26 protein-coding genes and 3 pseudogenes are annotated in these 26,382 nt (G+C 66.1%); 23 read left to right on the forward strand and 6 right to left on the reverse strand.

Annotation, left to right across the window (positions count from 1 at the left end; translation table 11 throughout):
* Nucleotides 1–282 (reverse strand): annotated as a pseudogene (locus TSO352_RS08980) (DDE-type integrase/transposase/recombinase); the annotation flags it as partial.
* Nucleotides 283–400: 118 nt separating this feature from the next.
* Nucleotides 401–1,111: a GntR family transcriptional regulator gene (locus TSO352_RS08985; RefSeq protein WP_109106996.1), complete on the reverse strand. Its 711-nt coding sequence runs from the start codon at nucleotides 1,109–1,111 to the stop codon at nucleotides 401–403.
* Nucleotides 1,112–1,453: 342 nt separating this feature from the next.
* On the opposite strand from TSO352_RS08985, the gene TSO352_RS08990 reads away from it, so the two are divergent.
* The 10 genes from TSO352_RS08990 (at nucleotide 1,454) to TSO352_RS09035 (ending at nucleotide 10,775) form a co-directional block, all read left to right on the forward strand.
* A complete protein-coding gene (locus TSO352_RS08990) occupies nucleotides 1,454–2,041 on the forward strand; it encodes an amino acid synthesis family protein (RefSeq protein WP_109106997.1) in 588 nt (195 codons plus the stop codon).
* Nucleotides 2,042–2,099: 58 nt separating this feature from the next.
* Nucleotides 2,100–2,879: an alpha/beta fold hydrolase gene (locus TSO352_RS08995; protein ID WP_247871994.1), complete on the forward strand. Its 780-nt coding sequence runs from the start codon at nucleotides 2,100–2,102 to the stop codon at nucleotides 2,877–2,879.
* Nucleotides 2,880–2,941: 62 nt separating this feature from the next.
* Complete coding sequence (locus TSO352_RS09000) at nucleotides 2,942–3,871, forward strand: flavin reductase family protein (RefSeq protein WP_109106999.1); 930 nt, start codon at nucleotides 2,942–2,944, stop codon at nucleotides 3,869–3,871.
* A gap of 48 nt (nucleotides 3,872–3,919) precedes the next feature.
* On the forward strand, nucleotides 3,920–4,954 hold the full coding sequence (locus TSO352_RS09005) for an LLM class flavin-dependent oxidoreductase (RefSeq protein ID WP_109107000.1): 1,035 nt from the start codon (nucleotides 3,920–3,922) through the stop codon (nucleotides 4,952–4,954).
* 22 nt (nucleotides 4,955–4,976) lie between these two features.
* Nucleotides 4,977–6,452: an aldehyde dehydrogenase gene (locus TSO352_RS09010; protein WP_109107001.1), complete on the forward strand. Its 1,476-nt coding sequence runs from the start codon at nucleotides 4,977–4,979 to the stop codon at nucleotides 6,450–6,452.
* Nucleotides 6,453–6,464: 12 nt separating this feature from the next.
* Nucleotides 6,465–6,779 (forward strand): NIPSNAP family protein, encoded by a 315-nt coding sequence (locus TSO352_RS09015; RefSeq protein ID WP_109107002.1) that lies wholly within the window; start codon nucleotides 6,465–6,467, stop codon nucleotides 6,777–6,779.
* A 74-nt stretch (nucleotides 6,780–6,853) separates the two neighbouring features.
* Nucleotides 6,854–7,870: an ABC transporter substrate-binding protein gene (locus TSO352_RS09020; protein ID WP_109107003.1), complete on the forward strand. Its 1,017-nt coding sequence runs from the start codon at nucleotides 6,854–6,856 to the stop codon at nucleotides 7,868–7,870.
* A gap of 136 nt (nucleotides 7,871–8,006) precedes the next feature.
* A complete protein-coding gene (locus TSO352_RS09025; RefSeq protein WP_109107004.1) occupies nucleotides 8,007–8,882 on the forward strand; it encodes an ABC transporter permease in 876 nt (291 codons plus the stop codon).
* A 1-nt stretch (nucleotide 8,883) separates the two neighbouring features.
* A complete protein-coding gene (locus TSO352_RS09030) occupies nucleotides 8,884–9,681 on the forward strand; it encodes an ABC transporter permease (protein ID WP_109107005.1) in 798 nt (265 codons plus the stop codon).
* Complete coding sequence (locus TSO352_RS09035; protein ID WP_109107006.1) at nucleotides 9,678–10,775, forward strand: ABC transporter ATP-binding protein; 1,098 nt, start codon at nucleotides 9,678–9,680, stop codon at nucleotides 10,773–10,775. The genes TSO352_RS09030 and TSO352_RS09035 overlap by 4 nt, the downstream gene beginning before the upstream one ends.
* 10 nt (nucleotides 10,776–10,785) lie before the next feature.
* Here the strand turns inward: TSO352_RS09035 and TSO352_RS33875 are convergent.
* Nucleotides 10,786–11,008: pseudogene (locus TSO352_RS33875) on the reverse strand (IS481 family transposase); the annotation flags it as partial.
* Nucleotides 11,009–11,216: 208 nt separating this feature from the next.
* Between TSO352_RS33875 and TSO352_RS09045 the strand changes: the two are divergent.
* Both TSO352_RS09045 and TSO352_RS09050 read left to right on the forward strand, forming a co-directional pair.
* Nucleotides 11,217–11,525 (forward strand): annotated as a pseudogene (locus tag TSO352_RS09045) (transposase); the annotation flags it as partial.
* 111 nt (nucleotides 11,526–11,636) lie between these two features.
* Complete coding sequence (locus TSO352_RS09050) at nucleotides 11,637–12,047, forward strand: ester cyclase (protein ID WP_109107007.1); 411 nt, start codon at nucleotides 11,637–11,639, stop codon at nucleotides 12,045–12,047.
* Nucleotides 12,048–12,062: 15 nt separating this feature from the next.
* Here TSO352_RS09050 and TSO352_RS09055 read toward each other — a convergent pair whose 3' ends face one another.
* The gene (locus TSO352_RS09055; protein ID WP_109107376.1) at nucleotides 12,063–12,515 is read right to left on the reverse strand and encodes a MarR family transcriptional regulator; all 453 of its coding nucleotides are present in this window, start codon (nucleotides 12,513–12,515) and stop codon (nucleotides 12,063–12,065) included.
* Nucleotides 12,516–12,633: 118 nt separating this feature from the next.
* The gene (locus TSO352_RS09060; protein WP_109107008.1) at nucleotides 12,634–13,398 is read right to left on the reverse strand and encodes a TetR/AcrR family transcriptional regulator; all 765 of its coding nucleotides are present in this window, start codon (nucleotides 13,396–13,398) and stop codon (nucleotides 12,634–12,636) included.
* Between the two features lie 159 nt (nucleotides 13,399–13,557).
* Here TSO352_RS09060 and TSO352_RS33190 point away from each other — a divergent pair, with 159 nt between their 5' ends.
* Together TSO352_RS33190 and TSO352_RS09065 are read left to right on the forward strand one after the other, a co-directional pair.
* Nucleotides 13,558–13,701 carry a hypothetical protein gene (locus tag TSO352_RS33190; RefSeq protein ID WP_158284556.1) on the forward strand — a complete coding sequence of 48 codons (144 nt, stop codon included), beginning with the start codon at nucleotides 13,558–13,560 and terminating at the stop codon, nucleotides 13,699–13,701.
* 180 nt (nucleotides 13,702–13,881) lie between these two features.
* Complete coding sequence (locus TSO352_RS09065) at nucleotides 13,882–15,210, forward strand: MFS transporter (protein ID WP_158284557.1); 1,329 nt, start codon at nucleotides 13,882–13,884, stop codon at nucleotides 15,208–15,210.
* Here the strand turns inward: TSO352_RS09065 and TSO352_RS09070 are convergent.
* The gene (locus TSO352_RS09070; RefSeq protein ID WP_109107010.1) at nucleotides 15,183–16,070 is read right to left on the reverse strand and encodes a LysR family transcriptional regulator; all 888 of its coding nucleotides are present in this window, start codon (nucleotides 16,068–16,070) and stop codon (nucleotides 15,183–15,185) included. The genes TSO352_RS09065 and TSO352_RS09070 overlap by 28 nt on opposite strands.
* A 128-nt stretch (nucleotides 16,071–16,198) precedes the next feature.
* Here TSO352_RS09070 and TSO352_RS09075 point away from each other — a divergent pair, with 128 nt between their 5' ends.
* From TSO352_RS09075 to TSO352_RS09115, 9 genes are all read left to right on the forward strand, one after another.
* Nucleotides 16,199–16,978, forward strand: a complete 780-nt coding sequence (locus tag TSO352_RS09075) for an alpha/beta hydrolase (protein ID WP_109107011.1) — start codon at nucleotides 16,199–16,201, stop codon at nucleotides 16,976–16,978.
* A gap of 218 nt (nucleotides 16,979–17,196) precedes the next feature.
* Nucleotides 17,197–18,090 (forward strand): MurR/RpiR family transcriptional regulator, encoded by an 894-nt coding sequence (locus TSO352_RS09080; RefSeq protein WP_109107012.1) that lies wholly within the window; start codon nucleotides 17,197–17,199, stop codon nucleotides 18,088–18,090.
* 40 nt (nucleotides 18,091–18,130) lie between these two features.
* Nucleotides 18,131–18,976 carry a D-amino acid aminotransferase gene (locus TSO352_RS09085; RefSeq protein ID WP_109107013.1) on the forward strand — a complete coding sequence of 282 codons (846 nt, stop codon included), beginning with the start codon at nucleotides 18,131–18,133 and terminating at the stop codon, nucleotides 18,974–18,976.
* Nucleotides 18,973–20,886: a dipeptide ABC transporter ATP-binding protein gene (locus TSO352_RS09090; RefSeq protein WP_109107014.1), complete on the forward strand. Its 1,914-nt coding sequence runs from the start codon at nucleotides 18,973–18,975 to the stop codon at nucleotides 20,884–20,886. The genes TSO352_RS09085 and TSO352_RS09090 overlap by 4 nt, the downstream gene beginning before the upstream one ends.
* 21 nt (nucleotides 20,887–20,907) lie before the next feature.
* Nucleotides 20,908–22,440 carry a glutathione ABC transporter substrate-binding protein gene (locus TSO352_RS09095; RefSeq protein ID WP_109107015.1) on the forward strand — a complete coding sequence of 511 codons (1,533 nt, stop codon included), beginning with the start codon at nucleotides 20,908–20,910 and terminating at the stop codon, nucleotides 22,438–22,440.
* Nucleotides 22,441–22,681: 241 nt separating this feature from the next.
* Nucleotides 22,682–23,602 carry a glutathione ABC transporter permease GsiC gene (gene gsiC / locus TSO352_RS09100; protein WP_109107016.1) on the forward strand — a complete coding sequence of 307 codons (921 nt, stop codon included), beginning with the start codon at nucleotides 22,682–22,684 and terminating at the stop codon, nucleotides 23,600–23,602.
* Nucleotides 23,599–24,483: an ABC transporter permease subunit gene (locus TSO352_RS09105; protein ID WP_109107017.1), complete on the forward strand. Its 885-nt coding sequence runs from the start codon at nucleotides 23,599–23,601 to the stop codon at nucleotides 24,481–24,483. Before gsiC ends, TSO352_RS09105 begins: the two co-directional genes overlap by 4 nt.
* Nucleotides 24,458–25,552 carry a P1 family peptidase gene (locus tag TSO352_RS09110; RefSeq protein WP_109107018.1) on the forward strand — a complete coding sequence of 365 codons (1,095 nt, stop codon included), beginning with the start codon at nucleotides 24,458–24,460 and terminating at the stop codon, nucleotides 25,550–25,552. The genes TSO352_RS09105 and TSO352_RS09110 overlap by 26 nt, the downstream gene beginning before the upstream one ends.
* On the forward strand, nucleotides 25,549–26,382 hold the full coding sequence (locus TSO352_RS09115; RefSeq protein ID WP_109107019.1) for a M55 family metallopeptidase: 834 nt from the start codon (nucleotides 25,549–25,551) through the stop codon (nucleotides 26,380–26,382). Before TSO352_RS09110 ends, TSO352_RS09115 begins: the two co-directional genes overlap by 4 nt.

Raw genomic sequence — 26,382 nt, forward strand, 5'->3', positions numbered from 1 at the left:
CCGGCCGTAGTGTGTCATCGCCTCCTCCACGGCTTCAATGCAGAACGCGACGTCCATGGTGTTCGACAGACGCCAGCTCAGGACCTTGCGCGTTGCCCAGTCCATCACCGCCACCAAGTACAGAAAGCCGCGGCGCATGGGAATGTACGTGATGTCGCTGCACCACACCTGATCGGGGCGGTCGATGGTCAGGTCGCGCAGCAGGTACGGCCAGATCTTGTGTTCAGGGTGTGGCACTGTCGTCTTCGGGCGCTGGTAAACCGCCCGCAAGCCCATCCGAGAGCGGACCAACTCGACCATATGCTGCCGGAATTCCGGCGGATAAGGGGGCGGGTTTTCGGCATTGGTCAACACCTCTTGCGCAAGTCAGATGGTGTCTACCGAGCCGGGGCAACTCCAATCAAGATGGGATCGTCATCTCCTGATTCATCGGGATTTCCTGATGCAGTACCTTGAGGGCAATCTCTCCGGCTTTTTTGACATGCGCCAGGCAAGTTGCCTCGGCCTGATCGGCATCCCGCAGGCGCAGCGCCGCAAGGATCTGCGCCATTTCTTCCGGCCCCTTCTTGTTCCGGCCGGCCGAGCTGATCGTCATCGCCCGTAGATAGGTAATCCGCGCGTTTAGGGTCTGCACGATGCCCCAAGCGACATCCTTGCCGCCACTGAGGAACATAACCTCATAGAAGCGTGTCGTAGCGTCGAGAATCTGCTTGATGTCGTGGCGCTCATATCCTGCTTGGATTTCCTCCAGCGCCACGCCCAGCCGTGCAAAGTCCGCGTCTGTCGCGCGCTCGGCGCATGCGCGGGCCGCCGCCGCTTCGAGAATTGACCGCAAGTCGTAAATCTGCTCAGCGATCGAATCAGTCAGTCTTGCGACGATTGGGCCCTGGTGCGGGATGCTCTCGACCAGTCCTTCGGTTTCGAGATGCCGCAGCACTTCACGAACAACGGTGCGGCTAACGCCCAGCTGCTCGACAAGCGTGCGTTCAACCAATCGATCGCCAGGTTTGAACTGCATGCTGACGATGGCATACCGCAGCTTTTCAAGCGCAAGGCCGCGCAGCGTGCGGATCTCGCGATCGACTTTCAAAGACTGCGATCCATCGCTCATTGGCCTGCTCTCACAGCTATCCATCCCCGCTGCCATAACACTAACCCGCGCGTGGTTCAAACATTGCCTGAGACGGTACGCTACATGCTATATTATGGTATACCATAATATCAAGAAGACAGGAATCTCCATGGAGTGCAAGGCCGCAGATCGGTCTCCGCCCATCGAAGACCCTTGGTCGGCAAGTCCCTAACGGGAACCGGGACAGGTCCGGAGAATGTGCGCGAGACAGATGATTCGGGAAACCAGCTTGACCGGCCGGCGCGTATGATGGTATACCATAATACGAGATGACGCTAAACCATCCGGACGCACGGCGTCCAGGCCTCAGGGGAGCCCGAAATGGCGTTGGAATTGCGCAAGACCGTCCTTTATGTCGAAGACACGCTGATCGAAGGTGGCCGTAAGGCCGAGAAGCCCTTCAAATTGATCGCGGCGGCAGCGGTCCTTAAGAATCCTTGGGCCGGCCGCGGCTTCGTTGACGATTTGAAGCCGGAAATTCATGCGATCGCCCCAGCGTTGGGCGAACTCCTGACGGCGGAAATTCTGAAGGCGGCCGGCGGTGGCGAGGCGGTGGAGGGCTACGGCAAGGCGGCGATCGTCGGCACGTCGGGCGAACTCGAACACGCCTCGGCCCTGATCCACACCCTGCGCTTTGGCAACCACTACCGCACCGCGGTCGGGGCGAAGAGCTATCTCAGCTTCACCAACACGCGGGGTGGCGCCAACTGTCCGGTTGTGATCCCCCTGATGCATAAGCATGACGAGGGAATGCGCTCGCACTACCTGACCATACAGTTTTCGATCCTTGATGCGCCGGGTCCCGACGAGGTGGTGGTGGCGCTTGGCGCATCGATCGGCGGGCGTCCGCATCACCGGATCGGCGACCGCTACCAGGATCTCAAGGATCTCGGCGGGACCAATGCCTAACCCCGCTCGGGACAAGGGGGCCGCTGCAATGGCGGCCCTCTCGGCGGGGACCTCCCTGATGGCTGGAGTGACCGCTTATCGCGACATCGGGCAGGGCACACCCCTCGTCCTGATCCACGGCGTTGGTCTGTGCAAGGAGGTGTGGGAGCCGCAAATAGCCGCGTTCGCCAGCACCCGCCGGGTCATCGTCTATGACATGCTGGGGCATGGCGAGAGTGGTCTGGAATCCTCCGACGGAGGACTGGACGCATTCGTCGCTCAGTTGGCCCGGCTGCTCGATCATCTTGGGATCGACGGGGCCGACATCGTCGGTCATTCGATGGGAGCGCTGGTTGCCCTCGGCTTCGCCATCGCCCACCCTCGCCGGGTCCGTCGGCTGGTTGCGCTGAACGCCGTCTACGACCGCCCGGACGAACAGCGCGCCGCCGTGCTCGATCGTGCGGCGGAGATTGACCGGATCGGTCCGCGCAGTGCTGCCGGCCGCGCGATTGGCCGCTGGTTCGGCGACGAGCCGGCTCCCGATCTGGTCGCAAAGGCCGAGACGGTGCGGGGTTGGTTGGAGAACGCCAATCCGATCGGTTACGCACGCGCCTACCGCGTCTTCGCTTCCGGCGACCGCGCGCATGTCGGACGGCTTGGCGGGTTGACCATGCCTGTCCTCTATCTGACAGGCGATCTCGACCTCAATTCGTCCCCAGCCATGTCGCGCCGCATGGCGGCGGAAACGCCGGACGGACGCGCGCTCTCGCTTCCCGGCGAACGGCACATGATGGCGCTGGTGTCGCCTGATCTGGTCAACGACGCTCTGCGCGACTTCATCGACGACGGCGCCACCTGACTCTACGCAAGACCCGACACACGCATCGAGGCGCGCAACACGCTAGAAAAGGAAAGCCTGCCATGGACAGCATCGATGTTCGCGAGTTGCGCAACGTGCTCGGCGCCTTCGCCACCGGCGTGACCGTCGTGACGACCATCGACGGCGACGGCCAGCCGCGAGGATTCACCGCCAACTCCTTCACCTCCGTGTCGCTGGATCCGCCTCTGGTGCTGGTCTGCCTCGCCAAGACCGCAGCGACCCGGCCGGTGTTTGAGGCTGCGGGCGGCTACGCCGTGAACATCCTCGCGGAAGACCAGAAAGGCGTGTCGCGAACCTTCGCGTCGAAAGTCGAGGACCGCTTCGCGACGGTGGACTGGCAGGCCGGCCCGGCCGGCAATCCGGTCTTTGCCGGAACCTCCGCTTGGCTCGACTGCTCCATGCATCAGACGGTGGATGCCGGCGACCATGTGATCCTGATCGGTTGTGTGCGCGGCTGTGGCCATGCTCCCGTCAGCCCGCTGGGCTATTGCCGGGGCGCCTACGTCACCTTCGGCCTGGAGCAGAAGGCGATGGAGACGCGCGGCCGCCAGACGCTGGTGGGCGCGATCCTGGAGCGGGACGGTCAAATCCTGCTGGTCGAGACCCCGGACGGCGGCGTCGCCCTGCCGACTGCCGAGGCCCTGGGCAAGCCCGGCCGGTCCGACGGGCTGCTGCACCGGCTGGCGACGCTGGGCAGCACGGTCGATCTCAGCTTCCTGTTCGCCGTGTTCGACGAGGACAACGACCGCCGTGTGTCGATCTATTACCGCGGTAAATTGATCGACGGTCCGGCGGCAGGACAGGGGGCGCGGCTGGTGGGCTTCGACGCCATTCCCTGGGCGAAGCTTCCCAACGACGCGGTGCGCAGCATGCTGCAGCGCTATGTCGCCGAGCGGCGCGAGGACGAGTTCGGCGTCTATGTCGGCGATGAGGTTTCGGGAACCGTGCAGCCTTTGTCCCGCACCGTCTGACCGGAATCCAAGAACAATTCAAGCAACGTCCGAACAGCGAGAGGCGTCATGAAATTCTCTCTCTTCCTGCATATGGAACGCAACGACGCGGCCACGTCGTACACCCGGATTTTCGATGAGCTGACGGAGTTGGTCCAGATTGCCGAGGAGGGCGGATTCGAAACCGCCTGGATCGGCGAGCATCATGGGATGCAGTTCACCATCGCGCCCAATCCCTTCATCAACATCGCCTATCTCGGCGCCCGGACCAGCCGCATCCGGCTTGGAACCGGGACGGTGATCGCACCCTTCTGGCATCCCATCAAACTCGCCGGCGAAGCGGCACTGGCGGACATCGCCACCGGCGGCCGGCTGGACCTCGGCATCGCGCGCGGCGCCTACTCCTTCGAATATGAGCGGCTGATGCCGGGTCTGGACGCCTGGACCGCCGGGCAGCGCCTGCGCGAACTGGTGCCGACCGTCCGCAAGCTGTGGGAGGGCGACTACGCCCACCAGGGCGAGTTCTGGTCCTTCCCGGCGACGACCGCGGCGCCGCAGCCGGTGCAAAGCCATCCGCCGCTGTGGATCGCCGCGCGCGACCCCAACTCGCATGATTTCGCGGTGACCAACGGCTGCAACGTGCAGGTCACGCCGCTGGCGTCGGGTGATGGCGAGGTCGCCAGCCTGATGGAGCGCTTCAACACCGCCTGCGCGGCGCATCCGGACATTCCGCGCCCGAAGATCATGCTGCTGCAACACACCTTCGTCGCCGACTCCGCCGAGGAGACCGACCGCCTGTCGCGGGATTTGAGCGACTTCTATTGCGCCTTCGGTGCCTGGTTCAAGAATCAACGGCCGATCCGCCAGGGCTTCATCGAGCCGTTGACCGCCGAGGAAAAGGCGGAGATGCCGATGTACTCGCCGCAGAACATGCGGGAGAAGCTGGTCATCGGCCAGCCTGACGAAGTGATTGCGCGGCTGTCCGGTTACAAGGCGCTGGGCTATGATCAGTACAGCATGTGGATCGACTCCGGCATCAGCCACGAACGGAAGAAGAAATCTCTTGAACTCTTCATCCGCAACGTGATGCCCGCCTTTGCGTAAAGCAACCTCTGGGGGAAAGATCATGCCGCTGCCGCGTTTCCAAGCCTACATCGACGGCGTGTTCGAACCAGGCGAGGCCAGCTTCGAAAGCATCGATCCCTCGACGGGATCGCCCTGGGCCGTGATGCCGGCGGCGACCGCGGCGGACGTCGACCGGGCGGTCCGCGCCGCCCACCGCGCCTTGAGCGATCCGGCCTGGGCCGGCCTCACCGCGTCGGCCCGCGGTGCGCTCCTCAACCGGCTGGGCGATCTGGTGGCCGAGCACAGCGGCCGCCTCGCCGAGTTGGAGACCCGCGACACCGGCAAGATCATCCGCGAAACCAGCGCGCAGATCGGCTACGTCGCCCAGTATTACCGCTATTACGGCGGGCTGGCCGACAAGGTCGAGGGCGCCTATCTGCCGGTCGACAAGCCCGACATGGAAGCCTTTCTGCGCCGCGAGCCGATCGGCGTCGTCGCCGCCGTGGTGCCGTGGAACTCGCAGCTGTTCCTCTCCGCCGTGAAGCTGGGACCGGCGCTGGCCGCCGGTTGCACGGTGGTGCTGAAGGCGTCCGAGGATGGCCCGGCCCCGCTGCTGGAATTTGCCCGGCTGGTCGAGCAGGCCGGCTTCCCGAAGGGCGTGGTGAACATCGTCACCGGCTTCGGCGATGAGTGCGGCCGGACGCTGACCAGCCATCCGCTGGTCTCGCGCGTCGCCTTCACCGGCGGACCGTCCACCGCCCGGCATGTGGTGCGCAACACGGCGGCCAATCTCGCCTACACCACGTTGGAGCTGGGCGGCAAATCGCCGGTCGTCGTCTTCTCCGACGCCAATCTGGAGAGCGCGGCGAACGCCGTGGTGGCTGGCATCTTCGCCGCCTCCGGGCAAAGCTGCGTTGCCGGCTCACGTCTTCTGGTGGAGCGCACGGTCCACAGCCGGTTGCTCGACGTCCTGACGCGCAAGGCCAAAGCGATCCGCATCGGCAACCCGCAGGACCCGGCAACCGAGATGGGGCCGCTGGCGACCGCCAGGCAGGTTACGCACATCGAAGATGTGGTCGCCCGCAGCCTGGACGCAGGAGCCAAACTGGTGACCGGCGGGCGGCGGCACGATGGACCGGGCGGCGGCTTCTACTATGAGCCGACGATCCTTGCCTGTGCCGACCAGACTGTTGCTTGCGTGCGGGAGGAGCTGTTTGGCCCGGTCCTCAGCGTCATTCCCTTCGACGGCGAAGAGGACGCCGTCACCAAAGCCAACGATAGCGAGTTCGGCTTGGCGTCCGGCGTCTTCACCAACAATCTCACCCGCGCCCACCGGATGATCCGGCGGATTCGCGCCGGCGTGGTCTGGGTCAACACCTACCGCGCCGTGTCGCCCATCGTGCCATTCGGCGGCTACGGCCTGAGCGGCTTGGGACGGGAAGGCGGGCTGGAGGCGGTCCTCGACTACACGCGCACCAAGTCGGTCTGGATCCGCACGTCCGACGAGCCGATCGCCGATCCCTTCGTGATGCGCTGAGGAGAACCGGTGATGGTCTACGAAATGCGAACCTACCGGCTGAAGACGGGAACAGTTCCCGCGTATCTGAGGCTTGTGGAGGAGGAGGGGATCGCGATCCAGCAGCGCCATCTTGGAAAGCTGGTCGGCTACTTCTTCTCGGAAATCGGTCGCCTCAACGAGATCGTCCATGTCTGGGCCTATGCCGACCTCAACGACCGCGAGACCCGCCGCGCCACCCTGGCGGCCGATCCGGCCTGGCAGGAGTTCGTGCCCAAGATCCAGGCGTTGATCGAGGAGATGGACAGCAAGATACTGAAGCCAGCGCCGTTCTCGCCGCTAAGCTGAAGTGTGCCCAACAGGAAGTCAGCTTCAAAGTCCGGAAGCACCGGCACAAATCATCGATGTAGGGAGGAAAAGAAATGAGCAAGCTTTTGTCTGTGGGCGCCCTGTTCAGCGCCGCAATTCTGTGGTCTGTGCCGTTGCATGCCAAGGACATGGTGTTCACGAGCTGGGGCGGCACCACCCAGGACGCCCAGAAGGAGGCGTGGGCCAAGCCCTTCGCCAAGCAGTCCGGCGTCAACGTGCTCCAGGACGGTCCGACCGACTACGGCAAGTTGAAGGCGATGGTCGAGAGCGGCAAGCCGGCTTGGACGGTGGTCGACGTCGAGAACGACTTCGCTGTCAAGGCGGCGAAGGATGGGCTGCTCGAACCGCTTGACTTCTCCATCATCGACAAGAGCAAGCTTGACCCGCGTTTTGTCACTCCCTACTCGGTGGGCAGTTTCTATTACTCCTTCGCCCTGGGTTACAACCGCGACCAGTTCAAGAAGAAGGCGCCGAAGAATTGGGGTGACCTGTTCGACCTGACCGGTTTCCCCGGTAAGCGTACCCTGTACAAGTGGTCGGCGCCGGGCGTGCTGGAGTTGGCGCTGTTGGCTGACGGCGTAGCGCCGGACAAACTCTATCCGCTTGACCTCGACCGCGCCTTCAAGAAGCTCGACACCATCAAGCCGCAGATCATCTGGTGGTCGGGCGGCGCGCAGTCCCAGCAACTGCTGGCTTCGGGCGAGGCCCCGATCGGCATGTTCTGGAACGGCCGGATCGACGCCATTCGACGCTCAGGCGTCGATGTCGGGATTTCGTGGGAGCAGAACCTGACGGCGGCGGACGCGCTGGTCGTGCCCAAGGGAGTGGCGGACAAGGAAGCCGCGATGAAGTTCATCGCCTTCGCCACCGGCGCCCAGGCGCAGGCCGACTTTGCCCTGCTGACCGGTTACGCCCCGACCAACATCGGGTCCAAGGACCTTCTGAAGCCCGAAGTCCGGGCGACGCTGCCGGATGAGCACACCCAGAGCCAGATCAATCTGGACATGGCCTACTGGGCGGAGCACCGCGATGAGATCGCCAAGCGCTGGTACGATTGGCAGGGCAAGTGACGCCTTGCCGTGACCACAGACTAAGCGGCGGGGAACTGGGGAGCCGGCGCCCCCAGCTTCCCAGTTCCCCTGCCGGGTGCAGACCGACCGGATGCAGCCGGTCAGGTGAGGTATTCGGCCAGACGAGGAAATCGGTATGACTTCAGTGTCCATCGTGGAACGTGGCGGTGGCCCCCCCCAACGCCGACGACGCCGCGGCGGCGGCTTCTCCTACGTCCTTCCGGCGCTTGTCCTGCTATTGATCGTATTCGTCCTGCCGGTCCTGCTCCTCTTGCTGCGCAGCGTCACGGAGCCGGAGCTAGGGCTCCAGAATTACCGGGAGCTGGTGGAGTCGGCGACTTATGGCCGGGTCTTCCTCAACACCTTTCTGGTTTCGAGCGTGGTGACGGCGATCACGGTTCTGGTCGGCTTCCCCATCGCCTGGCTTCTGGTGATCCTGCCGAAACGCTGGGCCGACCTGCTGTTCGGGATCATCATTCTGTCGATGTGGACCAACCTGTTGGCCCGCACCTACGCCTGGATGGTGCTGCTGCAACGGACCGGCGTTATCAACAAGACGCTGATCGGGCTTGGCATCATCGACGAGCCCCTGACGCTGGTGAACAATCTGGTCGGCGTCACCATCGGCATGACCTACATCATGCTGCCCTTCATCATCCTTCCGTTGGTGACGACGATGCGCGGCATCGAGCCCGACTTGCTGCGTGCCGCGGCACTGTGCGGAGCCGGGCGGCTCGATGCCTTCCGTCGCGTGCTGCTGCCACTATCGCTGCCGGGAATCGCGGCCGGTGGGCTGATGACCTTCGTGATGTCGCTCGGCTATTTCGTTACGCCGTCGCTGCTCGGCGGCACGTCGAACATGATGGCGGCGGAACTGATCGCCCAGTTGATTCAGTCGCTGCTGAACTGGGGCATGGGCGGGGCTGCTGCCTTTGCGCTGCTGGTCCTGACTCTGGCGCTCTACGCGCTGCAACTTCGGCTGTTCCGGCGCACACAAGCGGGGAGGGCGTGACATGCTGCTGGATTTCCATCGGCTGGGCGGGCTGAAATGGGTGCTGGTCGGCATCGGCCTGTTCGTTGCGGCCTTCCTGCTCCTCCCAATCCTGTTCACGGTCGCGCTGTCCTTCGGCTCCTCACAATGGCTGGTCTTCCCGCCGCCGTCCTGGACGCTGCGCTGGTACGAGGAACTGTTCGCCGATTCCCGCTGGATCGACTCTACCCTGACCAGCCTGCAATGCGCTGTGCTGGTGACCATCCTCTCGGTCAGTCTTGGCCTGCTGGCCAGCTTCGGGCTGGTGCGCGGCAGCTTTCCGGGGCGTGAGGCGATACGGGCGATGTTCCTGATGCCGATGATCATGCCGGTGATCGTGGTGGCAGTGGCGCTCTACGCCTTCTTCCTGCGCCTGGGCCTGGGTGGGACTCTGTTCGGCTTCGTCCTGGCCCACACGGTCATCGCGCTTCCGCTGGCGATCACCTCGATCTGCAACGCGCTGGAACGCTTCGACAAGTCCATCGAGGACGCGGCAGTCCTGTGCGGGGCCAACCCATGGGAGGCCAAGCTGCGCATCACCCTCCCGGCGATCCGCGAAGGCCTGTTCGGCGCCGCCGTCTTCGCCTTCCTCACCTCGTGGGATGAGGTGGTGATCGCGATCTTCATGGCCAGCCCGACCCTGCAGACGCTTCCCGTCCACATCTGGGGAACGCTGCGGCAGGATTTGACCCCGGTGGTTGCGGCGGCCTCCACCTTGCTTCTTCTGTTCACGCTGGCGCTGATGCTCGTCGCCGCCTGGTTCCGTGGGAGAACGAAATGATGCCCTTCCTCGATATCCGTAACATCAAGAAATCCTACGGCGGCACAGTCGCAGTCCAGGACGTGAACCTGACAGTCGGTCGCGGCGAGTTCATCACCTTCCTGGGGCCGTCGGGCTCAGGCAAGAGCACAACGCTCTACGTCATTGCCGGCTTCCTCGACCCCACAGAAGGCGACGTGCTCCTTCAGGGAAAGTCGCTCCTGTCCGTGCCCTCGCACAAGCGCAACATTGGCATGGTCTTTCAGCGCTACACCCTGTTCCCGCATCTGACGGTGGCGGAGAATGTGGCCTTCCCGCTGCGGGTTCGCCGGATGCCGGCGGTCGACATCCAGGCGAAGGTGGCCGAGATGATCCGGCTGGCGCGATTGGAAAAGGTGCAGGACCGCCTGCCCAGCCAATTGTCGGGCGGCCAGCAGCAGCGCGTCGCGCTCGCCCGTGCGCTGGTCTACAACCCGCCGGTCCTGCTGATGGATGAGCCCCTGTCGGCGCTGGACAAGAAGCTGCGCGAGGAAATCCAGTTCGAGATCAAGCGCATCCACCAGGAAACCGGGGTGACGATCCTCTACGTCACCCATGACCAGGAGGAATCGCTGCGCCTGTCCGACCGGATCGCCGTGTTCAGCCAGGGGCGGATCGACCAGATCGGCACCAGCACCGAGCTGTACCAGAATCCGGCCACCCAGTTCGTCGCCGGCTTTGTCGGCAACTCCGATTTCCTGTCCTGCCGGATCGACCGGGTGGACGGGCATCACGCGCAGATCGTGCTGCCAAATGGTGCAGTCGTCGGCGGCGTCCGCTCCCACGGCAGCGTCAAGGCGGGCGCAGCCGGAACGCTGATGCTGCGACCCGAACGCGTTCGCATTCGGGCCTGCACTGGCGAGGGGAGCGATACCGGCATGGCGGTGACCGTCCGCGACATCACGTTCCTCGGCGACAACACCCACTTCTCGGTCGAGACCGACTGGAAGCAGAGCATGGCGATCCGCGTTCCCTTTGGCCGCACCGGTGCCGAGGGGCTGGCGGTGGGCGGACGAGCGCGCATCGACTGGGTGGCCGAGGATGCGCATGTGTTCGACAGCGTGGCGCAGGTGTAAAGGACTGGATGGTTCCCCGGCGCAGCTCGCAGACGATGGCGCGCTCCTCCTCGGAGGCCCGCCACCGTAGATGGCTTAGGGCGGGCGGAATGGTCCTGGCAATCCTGCACGCCCCGCCGCCGCCATTTCCGGATGGCTTCGGTGCTCACGCCGTAGCGTTTGGCCAGCACGCCCGAAGGCTCGGCGGATAAGGCGATGGCGGCGCGCACGGCCGGGTCGGCTTTGCTCATCATGGCTTCGACGGACAGGTCTGCGCCGAGTTCGGGCGCGCGGACGCATGACGTTATAAGGCGTCGCTCGAACCACGCGCAGTATTCCCAAATAGCCCAACAGCTCACGTCCCGACAACGTTCCGCAACCAAACAGTTAGGGTCCGGACCCATAAAGAGCCTTTTCCGCAGGGAGTCGTTGTGATTCAACGCCCTGGAAAGGGGCTTTGCGATGAGCGACGGTCAGTTTTGGTTGACGGTGGAGCAGTTTGGGCGGCTTGAGCCGCACCTTCCGCGCGACATCCGAGGCAAGCCGCGGGTGGATGATCGCCGTGTGATCAGCGGGATCGTCCATATGCTGAAGTCGGGCGGGCGCTGGGCGGATGCTCCAGCGGTCTACGGCCCGCGCAAGACGCTCTACAACCGCTTCGTCCGTTGGGCGGCCAAGGGTTTGTGGGAAGACATCTTCCATGCCTTGGCCGTAGCGGGTGGCCCGCCGGCCCAGGTGATGATCGACTCCACGGCGGTGCGCGCCCATCGTTCGGCAAGACGCCCAGCGCATGCTCCTTGACCGTCCGATATTATACAGTGATACTGTATAAATTCCGGGCTTGGCCGCCGTCAGGCGTGCTGGTAACAGAAGGAGGGGCATGTGACGCAAGCCAACAAGGATGTGGTCCGCCGTTTCAACACCGAGGTGATCGTTGCCGGGAACCGCGAGGCGTTTGAAGCGCTCATGGCTCCCGACTTTGTAAACCGGTCCGCCCCCTCGGGTGCGCCGGACGGTCCGGAGAGCCTGTGGAATACCTTCCAATACGTCCTGCGGCCGGCGCTTTCGGAGTTGTCGGTGACGATCCATGACCAGATCGCCGACGGCAACAAGGTGACGACGCGCAAGACGATCACCGGCGTCCACACCGGCCCGTTCATGGGGATTGAAGCGACCGGACAGCCAATCCAGATCGACGTCATCGACATCGTCCGCGTCGCCGACGGCCGCTACGCCGAGCATTGGGGGATAAACACTCTGCCGAGCGTCCTGGCGCAGCTCAAGGGCGGCTGAACCCCCGATCACGCATCAGCTCTCAGGCGCAGCGCTCATCCGCGCCAGCAGACGGATCGACGCGCGGAGAAGCTCGCGTTCCTCGCGCGAGAGCTGCGTGCGGATCATCGTTTCAATGCGTGAACCGCGGGCGCCGCGCTCCCGCGCCAGCTCCTCGCGCCCGGCGTTTGACAGCGCGAAAAGCTGGCTGCGGCGGTCGGCAGGATTGGCACTGCGCTGAACAAGGCCGGCCTCTTCCAACTGTGCCACGATCAGGCGCATCGTCTGGTGTTTCACATTTCTCAGCTGCGCCAGCGTTGCAATGTTCATGGCGCCACCACGTTCCAGGTAGCCGAGCGTCTCGGACTGCGCCGTTCTCGGCGTGTTGGCGTCACCGCGTACCGCACGCACGAAGTTGCCGATGGTACGCCGCAGGTCTTCCGACAACATCGTTGCATCCAGATCGGGCACGCTGTCCTGCTTGTCCATGACCGTCCGTCTCCAGCTCCGCTGGATCAGTCTCATACCACCGGCCGCCCTCCGCCGGAACGCCCGACCAAAACCTTCTTCATGATGGATAAACCGGTGGCATCGTCGCTTGTCAGCATCAGCTCCCGCCGCCTCGGTGCAACAGCGTCGCATCCGGCTCCTGCCTCGTGGCGATTGCCGTCACCGGCAGCGCGATCAGCCGGCGCAGTTGGTCCAGCCCCTTCTGGGGATCGCCGGGAGCGGTGACGATCCATTCGCGGATGCAGGAGGTGTAGATCGCGAACAGCGTGTCCGCCGCCGTGACGACGTCGACGTCCGCGGCAATGCGCCCTGCGCTCTGCTGTGCAGCCAGCCACATGGCCAGCTCCCCCTTCGTCTGGGCCCGGCGCTCGACGATCAGTTCGACATGCGGGTTGTCGCCGTAAAATTCGAGCTGCTGCAGGACCAGCTTGCTCAATTGCGGATGCCTGGACCAAAAGATGTAGAGCATGCCGAACGCCGCGACGATCTGGTCGGCCAGCGGCAGGTCCGGCGCCACGCGGTCGAACAGGGGCGGCATGCTTCTCAACTCGTCCACATAGACCATGGCGAGCAGGCCGGTCTTGTCGGTGGCATAGGCAAAGACAGTCCCGAAGCCGACATCCGCTTCCCGCGCCACCTCGCGCAGGGTCGTCTCATCGAATCCCTTTTCGACGAACAGCCTGCGTGCGGCCTGACGGATCAGGTGGTCCTTTTCCAGCTTCTTGCGTTCGCGAAGCCCCATCGGCGGCTTCCGGTCGGCCTGCGCGGCGGCGGCGGTCACCGATCGCTTCATCTGGTCCTCTCCCCTGCTTCTCTCGACCATGGCCGGCATGATGCGCTGATCGAAACCGATCGCGCTCATTATAACGACTAGCCCCCACCTCACAACCCGTCGGTCCGTCGGTCCATAGGTTTACGAACAAAACAATTCGTCAGCCGAATTGCCTGTTGACGGGAAAAAACGATCATGATCTATTTTGATCGCGTTAGGGATGGACGCGCGGCGGCCGGGGGAAAGGCGATGACGTTTCCAGTCGGGTCCGAACGGTTCCAGGAAGAGCGGGGCAGGGCGCGGCGCGGTGTGCCGGACACGCCGCCGCCCGCCGCTTTCAAGGTCGAGCGGGCCATCCGCTTCTCGCCCGGCGGTCCCTGGGCATCCGGCTGATCGGGCAGCAGGACGAGACCGTCCGTCCATCCGCTCAGCTGAGCGTGATGGCGAGGCGCCTCGACACCGTCACCGCCATTCCCATTCCCCGGCACCCCGCACCGCCCGAGCCAGCGATCCGCAGAAGATCGACGGGCCGCATGCCACTGCAACGAACCATGATTTCCGATGGGAGGAACCATGTGCTCTGACCGAGTTGCGACCGCGATCCCGCTTCCGGCGGCGGGCGGCAAAGTCTTCTATGGCTGGTGGATTGTCGTCTGCGCCGTCGTCGGGCTGGCGTTCGGCGCCAGCGCGATCAGCCTGTTCACCTTCGGCGTCTTCGTCCGTCCGCTGGAGCTGGAGTTCGGCTGGACGCGCGGCGAGCTTTCGCTGGGCGTCACCACCATCACCTGCATGTCGGTGCTGCTGTCGCCGCTGCACGGGCTGGTCATCGACCGCTTCGGTGTCCGGCGCACGCTGATCCCCTCCATCCTGCTCTTCGGCCTCGGCGTCATGACGATGAGCACGCTGGCCGGCAGCATCTGGCAGTTCTACGGGATGTGGGCGCTGATCACGCTGGTCGGCATCATCACATGGCCGATGTCCTATTCACGCGCGCTCGTCGCGTGGTTCGACCGCCAGCGTGGGCTGGCCATCGGCGTCGGTCTGGCCGGGGTGGGGCTGGGAACCATCATCCTGCCGGTCATCGCGCAGTCGATCATCGCCGCCTATGGCTGGCGCATGGCCTACATCTGGCTTGGTGGACTGGTGCTCGTGACGACGCTGCCGCTGATCGCCCTGCGCTTCCGCGACACGCCGGCCGAGCTGGGCCTGCAGCCGGACGGGGAGACCGACGGGCAGGCCGCGCTGGGCGGACGCGGGGCGCGCAGCGGCTTCACCTTCCGCCAGTCGGTGCGGCTGCCGAGCTTCTGGTGCATCGTCGCGGTCTTCTTCCTGGTCGGAGGCGTCACCACGGCGATGATCCAGCATCAGGTGCCCATGCTGATCGACCGCGGCATCTCCCCGCAGAAGGCCGCCTTCGTCCAGTCCGCCTTCGGCTTCGCCATCCTGGTCGGACGCATCGCCGGCGGCTATCTGATGGACCGCCTGTTTGCCCCCCACGTCGCCATCGCCTTCTTCATCGGGCCGGTGCTCGGCCTCAGCTTCTACGCTTTGGGGGCGACGGGCGAGCTTGCCTATCTCAGCGCCGCGCTGGTCGGCCTTGCGGTCGGGGCGGAATTCGACCTGATCTCCTACCTGACCAGCCGCTATTTCGGCCAGCGGTCCTTCGGCGCCCTCTACGGCATCATCTTCAGCGCGTTCCAACTGGGCAGCGGACTGGCCGCGGCGGGTCTGGGTTTCGCGGCGGCCCGCTTCGGCGGCTATTCGCAGCCGCTGTGGGTTCTCGTCGGCGCTACGCTGCTGTCCATCGGGCTTCTAGCCCTGCTGCCCCGCAGGTTCGAGAGCATCGCTTACGAAGACGCAGCGATCTTGAAAGGCTATTTGGAAAACTCGGAGACCAGATGATCAACGAAACTTCGAAGCTTGAGGGTTGCATAGCGGTTTGTCGGGTAGACCGCATGGATGGCCAGCTGGGTCGTCGCAAACCCCGGCAGCAGCGGCACCAACTTGCCGTCAGCGATCGGTTCGTCAAACACGAAGCCAGGACCGTAGGTGATGCCGGTTCCACTTAGGGCCGCGGCAAGCAGCATCTTCATGTTGTTGGCGCGCATCCGAACCGGACCGTCGATCGCATGGCGCGTGCCGTCTTGCTCCGCGATGCTCCAGTCGCCCACGGAAACGGCGTCGCTGAAAGCCAGGCGCGGCGCGCGGCGCAAGTCGTCGATCGTTCGCGGCTCGCCATGCTGCTCTATGAAAGCCGGTGAGGCACAAAAGATCATTTTGCATGGGGCGAGGCGCCGCGCGACCAGATCGGAATCCCGAAGCTGCCCGATCCGGATTGCCACATCGACGCCCTCGGCGAGAAGATCGACGTAGCGGTCGTTCAGCATGACCTCGATCGACACCTCGGGATGGCGCGCCATATACCGGCCGATCACGCCGCCGAGGCACATCTCTCCGAAGGTGATGGGAGCCGCCAGGCGCAGCACGCCGCGCACCGCCGTCCGGGCGTCCGACGCCTCGCGCCTCGCCTCGTCATAGTCCTCGAGCAGGCGCTTGCATCGGGCATAATAGGCTCGCCCGGCTTCCGTCAGGACAAGGCTGCGCGTGCTGCGCTGCATCAGGCGGACGTTCAGGTCCGCTTCGATCGCGGCGACGTGCTTGCCCGCCATCGAGGCCGAAAGGCCGAAACGGCGCGCGGCCGCGATCAGGCTGCCGTCCTCGGCCGCAGCGACGAAGACGGCCATGCTGGTCAGGCGATCCATATGCAGTCCATTCGATCCATGCGTTATCGAATGCTGATAACAGATGATTGATTATAGATCAGCTGCACAAAGCTTAGCTCTCACGTCAGACGGCAGAGCCTCTGCCGGAGATGATGAAAGGGCTTTTCATGAAGGTCGCGTCGAACGGTATCCAAATCAACGTCGAGGAGCAGGGCCGCGGCGAACCGGCACTCGTCTTCCTCCATTATTGGGGCGGCTCGGCCCGTACGTGGCGCCATGTCACCTCCAGACTCGCCTCCGCCCATCGGACGCTCGCTGCCGATCATCGCGGGTGGGGAGAGTCCGAAGCGCCGGCCACAGGCTATGCGCTGGACGACCTCGCCGACGATGCGCTGGGCGTCATTCACGCGCTTGACCTGAAGCGTTATGTCCTCGTCGGTCATTCGATGGGCGGAAAGGTCGCCCAGCTGATCGCGGCGCAGCGGCCAGATGGGCTTGCCGGTCTCATCCTTGTGGCCCCGGCGCCGCCCACACCGATCGCGCTTCCGCAAGTCGCCCGCGACATGATGGCCCGCGCCTACGATTCACCCGCATCCGTCGAGGCGACAATCGATCGGGTGCTTGCCTGCAAGCCGCTGAGCCCCGCCGATCGTGCCCAGGTCGTCGCCGACAGCCTGCGCGGGGCGCCACAGGCGAAGAGGGCTTGGCCGGCATCGGCCAGTCTGGAGGACATCTCCGGAATGGTCGGCAACATCGACTGTCCGACGCTCGTCATCAGCGGCGAGTTCGACAATGTCGACACGCCCGAGGCGCTGAAGGCCGAACTGATGCCACGCATCCCGCACGCAACACTGCAGGTGCTCCCCGGCACAGGACACCTCTCTCCACTCGAAGCTCCCGACCTCCTCGCGGGCCTGATCTCCAGCTTCGTCGAGGGGCTGGGCTGACGTTGTGGGCGGCGCCGCAGATCCGTGCATCGACGGCGCCCCCTTCATTCACAAGGATCGTCACAGGGCGGGCTGCCCGATGCCAACCGGCCTACGGACAGGCTGCACACCCGACGCTCGGCATACGCGCATATATGAAAACAGATTTACAGAAACTAAAAATTTCTGTAACTATATGCTCATAGGGCCGCGCTGCCGCTGCGAAGGGATGTCGGGGGATGGAGCCACCCATTCAGACGGGATCGCTGCTGATCCGGATGCAGAACTGCCAGCAGCAGCTTCCGGCGGCTCTCGCCAAGGTCGGGGCCTGGGCGCTGGCCTATCCCTTCCGCACCGCCACCCTGAAGATCGGCGAACTGGCCGCGGCGGCGGAGGTGTCGGTGGCGTCGGTCAACCGCTATGCCCGCTTCCTCGGCTATGAGGGTTATCCGGAGTTCCGCGAGGATCTGCTGCGCGCCTTCGAGTCCACCTTCGCGCCGGTGGAGAAGCTGCGCGTCGCCGTGCAACGCGACACCTCCAACGCCGAGATCATGCGGGAATCGCTGGCCAGCGACGCCGGCAACATCACCCGCACCATGGAGCTGCTCCAGCCGGAGCAGTGTGAAGCCGCCATCCGCCTGATCCGTGAGGCCGGGCGCGTCGTGGCGCTCGGTCTCGGCGACAGCGCCTATCTCGCCCTGTTCCTGGCCGACGTGCTGGAGCCTTGCGTCGACAACGTCCGCGAGGCCATCGAGTTCGCAGGCACCGAACGCACCATCCGCCGGCTGATGACGGTGAAGCCCGGCGATCTGGTGATCGCCATCACCTCGCCGCGCTACTCGCGCCGGACCATCGAGCATCTGCAGCTGTGTCGGGAGCGCGGGGCGAAGGCCATCGCGCTGACCGACGCGCCGGACAGCCCGATCGTGCCGCTGGCCGACGTGACGCTGCTGGCCGGGGCCGACCATGGCGTGCGCCACAGCTCCCCCACCGGGCTGATGGCGCTGATCGTGGCGCTGGGCACCGCGCTGTCCCGCTCCGGTCCCGACAGCGTCGGCCAGGCCGCCGACGTCGCCGAACGCATCCTGCCCTACCTCCACGTCGTGCCGAAATCGAACCGCCCGACAGAGTGAACGGCACTTGTCCTCCACGCCCCAGAGAAGTTGGAAAGCGATGACGATCTCCTATTGGAACGGGCGTTACCTGCCGCTGGACGAGGTCCATGTGTCGCCGCTGGACCGCGGCTTCCTGTTCGCCGACGGTCTCTATGAGGTGACCGCCGCCTACAACGGCCGCCTGTTCGAGCCGGAGGCGCACATCGCCCGTCTGCAGCGCGGCCTGTCCGACCTGCGCATCGACTGCACCCTGTCGGCCGGCGACTGGATGGGCATCATGGAGCGGCTGGCCGCCTCCTCCGGCATCGACGGCGACCTGACCGTCTATCTCCAGGTCACCCGCGGCGCCGCCGCCAGCCGCGGCCACGCCTTCCCGGCCGGGGTCACCCCGTCGGTGTTCGGCATGGTCAGCCCGCTGAAGCGCCCGCCCGCGGCGTGGCGCGACCAGGGTGTCGCCGCCATCACCATCCCCGACATCCGCTGGGGCCGTTGCGACCTGAAGACGGTGGCGCTGCTGGGCAGCGTGCTGGCGCAGCAGGCGGCGACCGACGCCGGCGTGGTCGATGCGCTGCAACTGCGCGACGGCCTGGTGACCGAGGGCGCCGCCACCAACATCTTCGTGGTCAAGGACGGCGCCATCGCCACGCCGATCAACGACACCCGCATCCTTCAGGGCATCACCCGCACCGTCATCCTGCGCTTGGCGGCCGAGGCCGGCCTGCGGCTGGAGGAACGCGACATCCCGGCGGCGGAGCTTGAGGCCGCCGACGAGATCTGGATCGCCAGCACCACCAAGGAGATCACGCCGGTCACGACGCTGAACGGCAAGCCGGTCGGCACCGGCGCACCGGGCATGGTGTGGCGCCGCCTGTTCGCGCTCTTCGCCGAAAGACTTGGCCGATGAGCCCTGCCGTCGCTGCAAAGGCGGTCGGCACCCCGCCGGCCCTGCTGTCCGTAGAGGGGCTGAGCGTCGCCTTCGACGGCGAGCATGGCCCCCTGCGCGTGGTCGAGGATGTCAGCTTCACCGTGGCGCCGGGCGAGACGGTCGCCATCGTCGGCGAATCCGGCAGCGGCAAGTCGGTGACCTCGCTGTCGCTGATGCGTCTGGTCGATTACGCCGGCGGCCGCATCGTCGGCGGGCGCATCCGCTTCAAGGGGCGCGACGGGCGCGAACGCGACCTGGCATCCCCGCCGGCCGAAGCGCTGACCAACATGCGCGGCAACGACATCGCCATGGTCTTCCAGGAGCCGATGACGTCGCTGAACCCGGTCTTCACCATCGGCGACCAGATCGCCGAGGCGGTGATGCTGCACCAGGGTCTCGACCGCAAGGCGGCGCGGGCGGAAGCCCTGCGCATGCTGGAGAAGGTGCGCATTCCCGAACCGGCCCGGCTGCTCGACCGTCACCCGCACCAGCTGTCCGGCGGCATGCGCCAGCGCGTGATGATCGCCATGGCGCTGTCCTGCCGGCCGTCGCTGCTGATCGCCGACGAGCCGACCACCGCGCTCGACGTCACCATCCAGGCGCAGATCCTGCGGCTGATCCGCCTGTTGCAGGAGGAGATGGGGATGGGCGTCATCTTCATCACCCACGACATGGGCGTGGTGGCGGAGGTGGCCGACCGCGTTGTGGTGATGTGGCGTGGCCGCAAGGTGGAGGAGGGGTCGGTCGAGCGCATCTTCCAGGCGCCGCAGCACCCCTACACCAAGGCGCTGCTGTCCGCCGTGCCGAAGCTGGGCGCGCTGCGCGGCCAGGATTTGCCGGTGCGCTTCCCGCTGCTGGTGGTGGACGATGCCAGGGCGGAGGCCGCGCCGCCGGCCCCGCCGCCGGTGCAGGACACGGTGCGTGCCACCGACGCCCCGCTGCTGGAGGTGCGCGACCTCACCACCCGCTTCGACGTCCGCAAGGGCATCTTCGGCTCGCTGAAGGCGCGGGTCCATGCGGTGGAGAAGGTCAGCTTTGCCGTCCGTCCCGGCGAGACGCTGGCGCTGGTCGGTGAATCGGGCTGCGGCAAGTCGACCACCGGCCGCACCATCATGGGGCTTCAGTCCGCCACCTCCGGCAGCATCCGTTTCGACGGCGTCGACACCACGACGCTGGATTCCAACGGCCAGGCGACGCTGAAGGAGAAGATCCAGTACATCTTCCAGGATCCCTTTGCCTCGCTGAACCCGCGCATGACCGTCGGCTTCAGCGTCGCCGAGCCGATGCTGGTCCATGATTATGTGCCCACCTCCAAGCCGGGCGTGTCGCGCCGCCGCGCCATCGAGGACCGTGTCGCCGAACTGCTGACCCAGGTCGGCCTGCGGCCCGAGCACGCGCGCCGCTACCCGCACGAGTTCTCCGGCGGCCAGCGCCAGCGCATCTGCATCGCCCGCGCGCTGGCCTGCGACCCCAAGCTGATCATCGCCGACGAGGCGGTGGCGGCGCTCGACGTGTCGATCCAGGCGCAGATCGTCAACCTGCTGATGGAACTCCAGGCCAAGCGCGGCCTGTCCTACCTGTTCATCAGCCACGACATGGCGGTGGTGGAGCGGGTCAGCCACCGCGTCGCCGTCATGTATCTGGGCCAGATCGTCGAACTCGGGCCCCGCCGCGCCGTGTTCGAGAACCCGCAGCATGCCTACACCCGCCGCCTGATGGCGGCGGTGCCGATCGCCGATCCCAGCCGCCGCACCCGCGACCTGCGGCTGATGACCGGCGAGATCCCCAGCCCGATCCGCAGCATCGGCGACGAGCCGGTGGTGCAGCCGCTGGTGCCGGTCGGCGACGGCCATTTCGTCGCGCGCCACGCCGTTGGCGGCGATTTCTGAATCAAGAAAGGGAGACATCACGTGACGCGCTTCGCTCTTCCCCTGCTGGCCGGCCTGCTCGCCGGCACCGCGCTGGCCGGCCCGGCCTTCGCCGCCAAGGATCTGGTGGTCGGCCTCCCCGACAACATCACGGGTCTGGACCCGGCCGACATCAACGACACCCTGTCGCAGTCGGCCAGCCGCACGATGATGCAGGGCCTGTTCGGCTTCGACAAGGACATGAAGCTGGTGCCGCTGCTGGCGGAAAGCTTCACGGTCAACGACACCGCCACCGAATACACCTATCGCCTGCGCAAGGGCGTCACCTTCCATGACGGCTCGCCCTTCAACGCCCAGGCGGTGAAGATCAACTTCGACCGCCTCGCCAACCCGGCCAACCGGCTGAAGCGCCAGAGCCTGCTGGCGATGCTGGCCGAGACGGTGGTGGTCGACGACACCACGATCACGCTGAAGCTGGCGCAGCCCTTCGGCGCGCTGAACAACAACCTGGCCCACCCCGGCGCCATGATCATCAGCCCGAAGGCGCTGGAGACCTACGGCAAGGAGATCGGCCGCCACCCGGTCGGCACCGGCCCCTACAAGTTCGTCAGCTGGGAAGCCGACACGCTGAAGGTCGAGAAGAACGGCACGTACTGGAAGCAGGGCCTGCCGAAGATCGACCACGTCACGCTGAAGAGCGTGCCGGAGAACGGCAGCCGCATCGCCATGCTCCAGACCAACGAGGCGCAGTTCATCTATCCGCTGCCGCCGGAGATGGTGAAGATGGTGGAAGGCAACCAGGCGCTGGAGATCATCGACGCCCCGTCGATCATCGCCCGCTATGTGGCGCTGAACACCATGAAGAAGCCGTTCAACGACCCGCGCGTCCGTCAGGCGCTGAACTACGCCGTCGACAAGAACGCCTGGATGAAGGTGGTCTATCGCGGCTATGCCGCCCCGCTGGATTCGGCGATCCCGTCCAAGCTGGGCTTCCACGTCACCCAGCCGAACCAATACACCTACGACCTCGCCAAGGCGAAGGCGCTGCTGGCCGAAGCCGGCTACCCGAACGGCTTCGAGGCCGAGATGTTCGGCCGCAACAGCACCAACTTGATCCGCGGCATGCAGTTCGTGCAGCAGCAGCTGTCGCAGATCGGCGTCAAGCTGACCGTCACCCCGCTGGAGGCCGGCGTCGAGGCCGCCCGCGTCTGGGGCGTCGAGAAGCCGGAGGACGCGACGGTGCAGATGCAGTATGGCGGCTGGTCGGCCTCGACCGGCGACGCCGACTGGGGCCTGCGCCCGCTGCTGTGGGGCAAGGGCTTCCCGCCGAAGTTCTTCAACGTGGCGTACTATAAGAACGACACGGTCGACGCCGCCATCGAGACCGGCATCGGCACCGCCGACGACGCCAAGCGCGCCGAGGCCTACCGCGTCGCCCAGGAGCAGATCTGGAAGGACGCGCCGTGGATCTTCCTCGGCGTGGAGAACCTGCTGGCCGGCAAGTCGAAGAAGCTGAGCGGCTTCTATTACGTGGCCGACGGCGGGCTGCAGATGGAAGAGGCTGATCTGCAATGATGTGAGTGTGGCGCCGGTCTTCATTGTGGCTGGCGCCACGTTGCCCCCTCCCGAACCCTCCCCCACCTTCGGTGGGAGAGGGAACTCCGCCGCTCTTGCGCTTAACTCCCTCTCCCGCGAAGCTCTCGCACAAAGCTTTGCTTTGTGCTGACGCGACAGGCGGACCATAGGTCCGCTGAGAGCGGGGGAGGGTTGGGGAGGGGGCATTCGAAGCCGACATCTCTTCCAGGACCTCCGCCCCATGCTGAAATATCTCGTCGGCCGTGTTGCCGGCATCCTGCCGGTTCTGCTGGTGATCTCCGTCTTCGTCTTCGGCTTCGTCCATCTGCTGCCGGGCGACCCGGCGCGGCTGGTCGCCGGCCCGGATGCGACCCAGCAGGACGTCGAACTGGTGCGCCAGGATCTCGGCCTCGACCAGCCGCTGTGGGTGCAGTATGGCCGCTTCCTCGGCAACGCGGTGCAGGGCGAGTTCGGCCGGTCGATGAAGTCCAAGCGGCCGGTGTCGCAGGAGATCGGCGAACGCTTCATGCCGACGCTCTACCTCACCGTCGTCGCCATGGTGTGGGCGACGCTGGCCGGGCTGCTGATCGGCGTGGCGTCGGCCACCAGGCGCGGGCGCTGGCAGGACCATGTCGGCATGGTGGTGGCGGTGTCGGGCATCGCCTTCCCGTCCTTCTGGCTCGGCCTGCTGATGATCGACCTGTTCTCGGTCAAGCTCGGCTGGCTGCCGACCAGCGGCTATGGCACCTGGCAGCATTACGTCATGCCGTCGCTGACCTTGGGCCTCGGCGTCGCCGCGGTGATGGCGCGCTTCACCCGCTCCGCCTTCATCGAGATCGCGCGCGAGGATTACGTCCGCACGGCGCGGGCCAAGGGCGTGCCGGCCCGGCTGGTGGTGTGGAAGCACACGCTGCGCAACGCGCTGATCCCGATCATCACCATGGTCGGGCTGCAATTCGGCTTCCTGCTCGGCGGGTCGATCGTGGTGGAGACGGTGTTCTCCTGGCCGGGGTTGGGCCGGCTGCTGGTGGACAGCGTCAGTTACCGCGACTACACGGTGATCCAGGCGGAGATCCTGCTGTTCTCGCTGGAGTTCATCATCATCAACCTGCTGGTCGATGTGCTGTACGCCTTCGCCAACCCCGAGATTCGCTACTCATGACCACGACCGATGCAACGAGCGTGGCCGTGAGCCACGAAGCCGTCCGTTCGCCGCTGCGCGAGTTCTGGCGCAAGTTCCGGCGCAACCGCACCGCCATGGTCGCCGGCATCTGCCTGCTGCTGCTGGCGCTCGCCGCGGCCGGCGCACCGTGGATCGCCCCCTACGACCCGGCGGGCTTCGATTACGACCGCATCCTGGAAGGCCCGTCGGCCGACCATTGGGCCGGCACCGACGCCTATGGCCGCGACATCTTCAGCCGTATCCTGTGGGGTGCCCGCATCTCGCTGTCGGTCGGGCTGCTGTCGGTGCTGCTGGGCGGGGTGGCCGGCGTGGCGCTGGGGCTGGTCGCCGGCTTCCGCGGCGGCTGGATCGACAGCCTGATCATGCGCGTCTGCGACGTGCTGCTGGCCTTCCCCGGCATCCTGCTCGCCATCGGCATCGTCGCCATCCTGGGGCCGGGCATCGAGAACGTCATCTATGCGGTGGCGATCTTCAGCGTCCCCGTGTTCGCCCGCCTCGTGCGCGGCAGCACGCTGTCGCTGAAGCGCGCGGTCTATGTCGACGCCGCCCGCGCCATCGGCGTGCGCGACCGGCTGCTGATGGTGCGCCACATCCTGCCCGGCACGCTGCCCAGCGTGATCGTCTATGTCTCCATGCGCATCGGCACCTCGATCCTGACGGCGGCCAGCCTCAGCTTCATCGGCCTGGGCGCCCAGCCGCCCAGCCCGGAATGGGGCGCGATGCTGGCCGACGGGCGCAGCTACATCGGCGTCGCCAGCCATGTCACCTTCTATCCCGGCCTCGCCATCTTCCTGACGGTGCTGGCCTTCAACCTGCTCGGCGACGGACTGCGCGATGCCCTCGACCCCAAACTCCGCTGACGGCGGCAAGCGCGCGCGGGCCTTCGGGCTCGCCTGCGGCCGGCTGACGCCGGGGCCGCGCAACGCCATCACCGACGTGCCGGGCGTGCGCGTCGGCCATGCCACGCTGGATGAGAACCTTTTCCAAGGGGGCGCGATCCAGACCGGCGTCACCGCCATCCTGCCCCATGCCGGCAACCTCTACCGCGACAAGCCGGTCGCGGCGGCCGACGTGCTGAACGGCTTCGGCAAGAGCGTCGGGCTGATGCAGGTGGAGGAACTCGGCGCGCTGGAAACGCCGATCCTGCTGACCAACACCCTGTCGGTCGGCACCGCGTCCACCGCGCTGGTCCGCCACGCCATCGCCGCCAACCCCGACATCGGCCGCACCACCGCCACCGTCAACCCGGTGGTGATGGAGTGCAACGACGGCCCGCTGAGCGACATCCAGGCGCTGGCGGTGACCGAGGCGCACGCCGCCGCCGCCCTGTCCGCCGCGCTGAACCAGCCGGACGGGGCGGAGGTCGCGGTCGGGTCGATCGGCGCCGGGCGCGGCATGTCCTGCTTCGGCTTCAAGGGCGGCATCGGCACGTCCTCGCGCCGGCTGAAGCTGGACGGCAAGCGCCATCACCTGGGCGTGCTGGTCCTGGCGAATTTCGGCCGACCGGGGGAACTGCGCCTGCCCGACGGCCGCCGCGTCGCCCCGCCGGCCGGGGACGACGCGCCGGAGAAGGGCTCCGTCATCGTCATCGCCGCCACCGACGTGCCGCTCGACCACCGCCAGCTGCGCCGGGTGATCCGCCGCGCCGGGGTCGGGCTGGCGCGCGTCGGGTCCTTCTGGGGCCACGGCAGCGGCGACATCGCGCTGGGCTTCACCACCGCCAACCGCATCGACCACGACGAGCGGGCCGACATCGTGGCCCTGCGCACGCTGAACGAGCGCCGCATCGACGCGCTGTTCGAGGCGATGGCCGACGCGACGCAGGAAGCGGTTCTGGACGCGCTGGCCGCGGCCATGCCGGTGGTCGGCCGCGACGGCGCCACCCGGCCTTGCCTGTCCGACGCCCTGACATTCGGGAGCACAGAGTGAAGATCTACATCTCCGCCGACATCGAAGGGGTGGCCGGCGTCGTTTCCCAACAGCAGGTGACGCCGGGCAACGCCGAATATGAGCGTGCCCGCCGCCTGATGACCGCCGAGGTCAACGCCGCCATCGAAGGGGCGCTGGAAGGCGGGGCGAGCGACATCCTGGTCAACGACAGCCATGGCCCGATGGTCAACCTGCTGCCGGACGAGCTTCATCCGGCCGCCGAGCTGATCCTCGGCCGGCCCAAGCCGATCGGCATGTTCGCCGGGCTGGAACCGGACGCCGCCGGCGTGATGTGCGTCGGCTTCCACACGTCGGCGCGCCAGTACGGCATCCTCGCCCACACCACCAACAGCTTCGCCTTCGGGCGCGTGACGGTGAACGGCCTGGAGTTGGGGGAGGCCGGCAATTACGGCGCCTATGCCGGGGAGATCGGCGTGCCGGTGATCCTGCTGACCGGCGACGACCGCTTCGCGGCGGAGATGGCGCCGCTGTTCCCGGAAGCCGAACGGGTGGTGGTGAAGCAGGCGCTGGGTCAGCGCGCCGCCCGCGCCGTGGCGCCGTCGGTCGCCCGCGACCGCATCCGCGCGGCGGCGACCCGCGCCGTCCACCGGGCATCGGGCATCCCGCCGTTCCGCGTCCCGCCGCGGGACGAAGGGGCGCCCTACCGGTTGGAGATCGAGATGAACAGCCCGGCGCTGGCCGATCTGGCATCGCTGATCCCGGTATCGGAGCGCCTTGACCCCGTCACGATCCGCTTGGCCGCCGACAGCATGGCCGGCGTGCTCGGCTGGATCAACACCTTGTCGGCCATGTCGGCCACCCTGCGCTGA

Source organism: Azospirillum sp. TSO35-2 (assembly GCF_003116095.1).
Taxonomy (GTDB): Bacteria; Pseudomonadota; Alphaproteobacteria; order Azospirillales; family Azospirillaceae; genus Azospirillum.

Coding starts and splice junctions, on each gene's coding strand:
- TSO352_RS09005 (WP_109107000.1), top strand. CDS start 3,920: ATGAAATTCTCTCTCTTCCTGCATATGGAACGCAACGACGCGGCCACG.
- TSO352_RS09030 (WP_109107005.1), top strand. CDS start 8,884: ATGCTGCTGGATTTCCATCGGCTGGGCGGGCTGAAATGGGTGCTGGTC.
- TSO352_RS09075 (WP_109107011.1), top strand. CDS start 16,199: ATGAAGGTCGCGTCGAACGGTATCCAAATCAACGTCGAGGAGCAGGGC.
- TSO352_RS09105 (WP_109107017.1), top strand. CDS start 23,599: ATGACCACGACCGATGCAACGAGCGTGGCCGTGAGCCACGAAGCCGTC.
- TSO352_RS09085 (WP_109107013.1), top strand. CDS start 18,131: ATGACGATCTCCTATTGGAACGGGCGTTACCTGCCGCTGGACGAGGTC.
- TSO352_RS09015 (WP_109107002.1), top strand. CDS start 6,465: ATGGTCTACGAAATGCGAACCTACCGGCTGAAGACGGGAACAGTTCCC.
- gsiC (WP_109107016.1), top strand. CDS start 22,682: ATGCTGAAATATCTCGTCGGCCGTGTTGCCGGCATCCTGCCGGTTCTG.
- TSO352_RS08995 (WP_247871994.1), top strand. CDS start 2,100: ATGGCTGGAGTGACCGCTTATCGCGACATCGGGCAGGGCACACCCCTC.
- TSO352_RS09025 (WP_109107004.1), top strand. CDS start 8,007: ATGACTTCAGTGTCCATCGTGGAACGTGGCGGTGGCCCCCCCCAACGC.
- TSO352_RS09055 (WP_109107376.1), bottom strand. CDS start 12,515: ATGGACAAGCAGGACAGCGTGCCCGATCTGGATGCAACGATGTTGTCG.
- TSO352_RS33190 (WP_158284556.1), top strand. CDS start 13,558: ATGACGTTTCCAGTCGGGTCCGAACGGTTCCAGGAAGAGCGGGGCAGG.
- TSO352_RS09070 (WP_109107010.1), bottom strand. CDS start 16,070: ATGGATCGCCTGACCAGCATGGCCGTCTTCGTCGCTGCGGCCGAGGAC.
- TSO352_RS09035 (WP_109107006.1), top strand. CDS start 9,678: ATGATGCCCTTCCTCGATATCCGTAACATCAAGAAATCCTACGGCGGC.
- TSO352_RS09090 (WP_109107014.1), top strand. CDS start 18,973: ATGAGCCCTGCCGTCGCTGCAAAGGCGGTCGGCACCCCGCCGGCCCTG.
- TSO352_RS09110 (WP_109107018.1), top strand. CDS start 24,458: ATGCCCTCGACCCCAAACTCCGCTGACGGCGGCAAGCGCGCGCGGGCC.
- TSO352_RS09080 (WP_109107012.1), top strand. CDS start 17,197: ATGGAGCCACCCATTCAGACGGGATCGCTGCTGATCCGGATGCAGAAC.
- TSO352_RS09000 (WP_109106999.1), top strand. CDS start 2,942: ATGGACAGCATCGATGTTCGCGAGTTGCGCAACGTGCTCGGCGCCTTC.
- TSO352_RS09010 (WP_109107001.1), top strand. CDS start 4,977: ATGCCGCTGCCGCGTTTCCAAGCCTACATCGACGGCGTGTTCGAACCA.
- TSO352_RS08990 (WP_109106997.1), top strand. CDS start 1,454: ATGGCGTTGGAATTGCGCAAGACCGTCCTTTATGTCGAAGACACGCTG.
- TSO352_RS09020 (WP_109107003.1), top strand. CDS start 6,854: ATGAGCAAGCTTTTGTCTGTGGGCGCCCTGTTCAGCGCCGCAATTCTG.
- TSO352_RS09065 (WP_158284557.1), top strand. CDS start 13,882: ATGTGCTCTGACCGAGTTGCGACCGCGATCCCGCTTCCGGCGGCGGGC.
- TSO352_RS08985 (WP_109106996.1), bottom strand. CDS start 1,111: ATGAGCGATGGATCGCAGTCTTTGAAAGTCGATCGCGAGATCCGCACG.
- TSO352_RS09060 (WP_109107008.1), bottom strand. CDS start 13,398: ATGAGCGCGATCGGTTTCGATCAGCGCATCATGCCGGCCATGGTCGAG.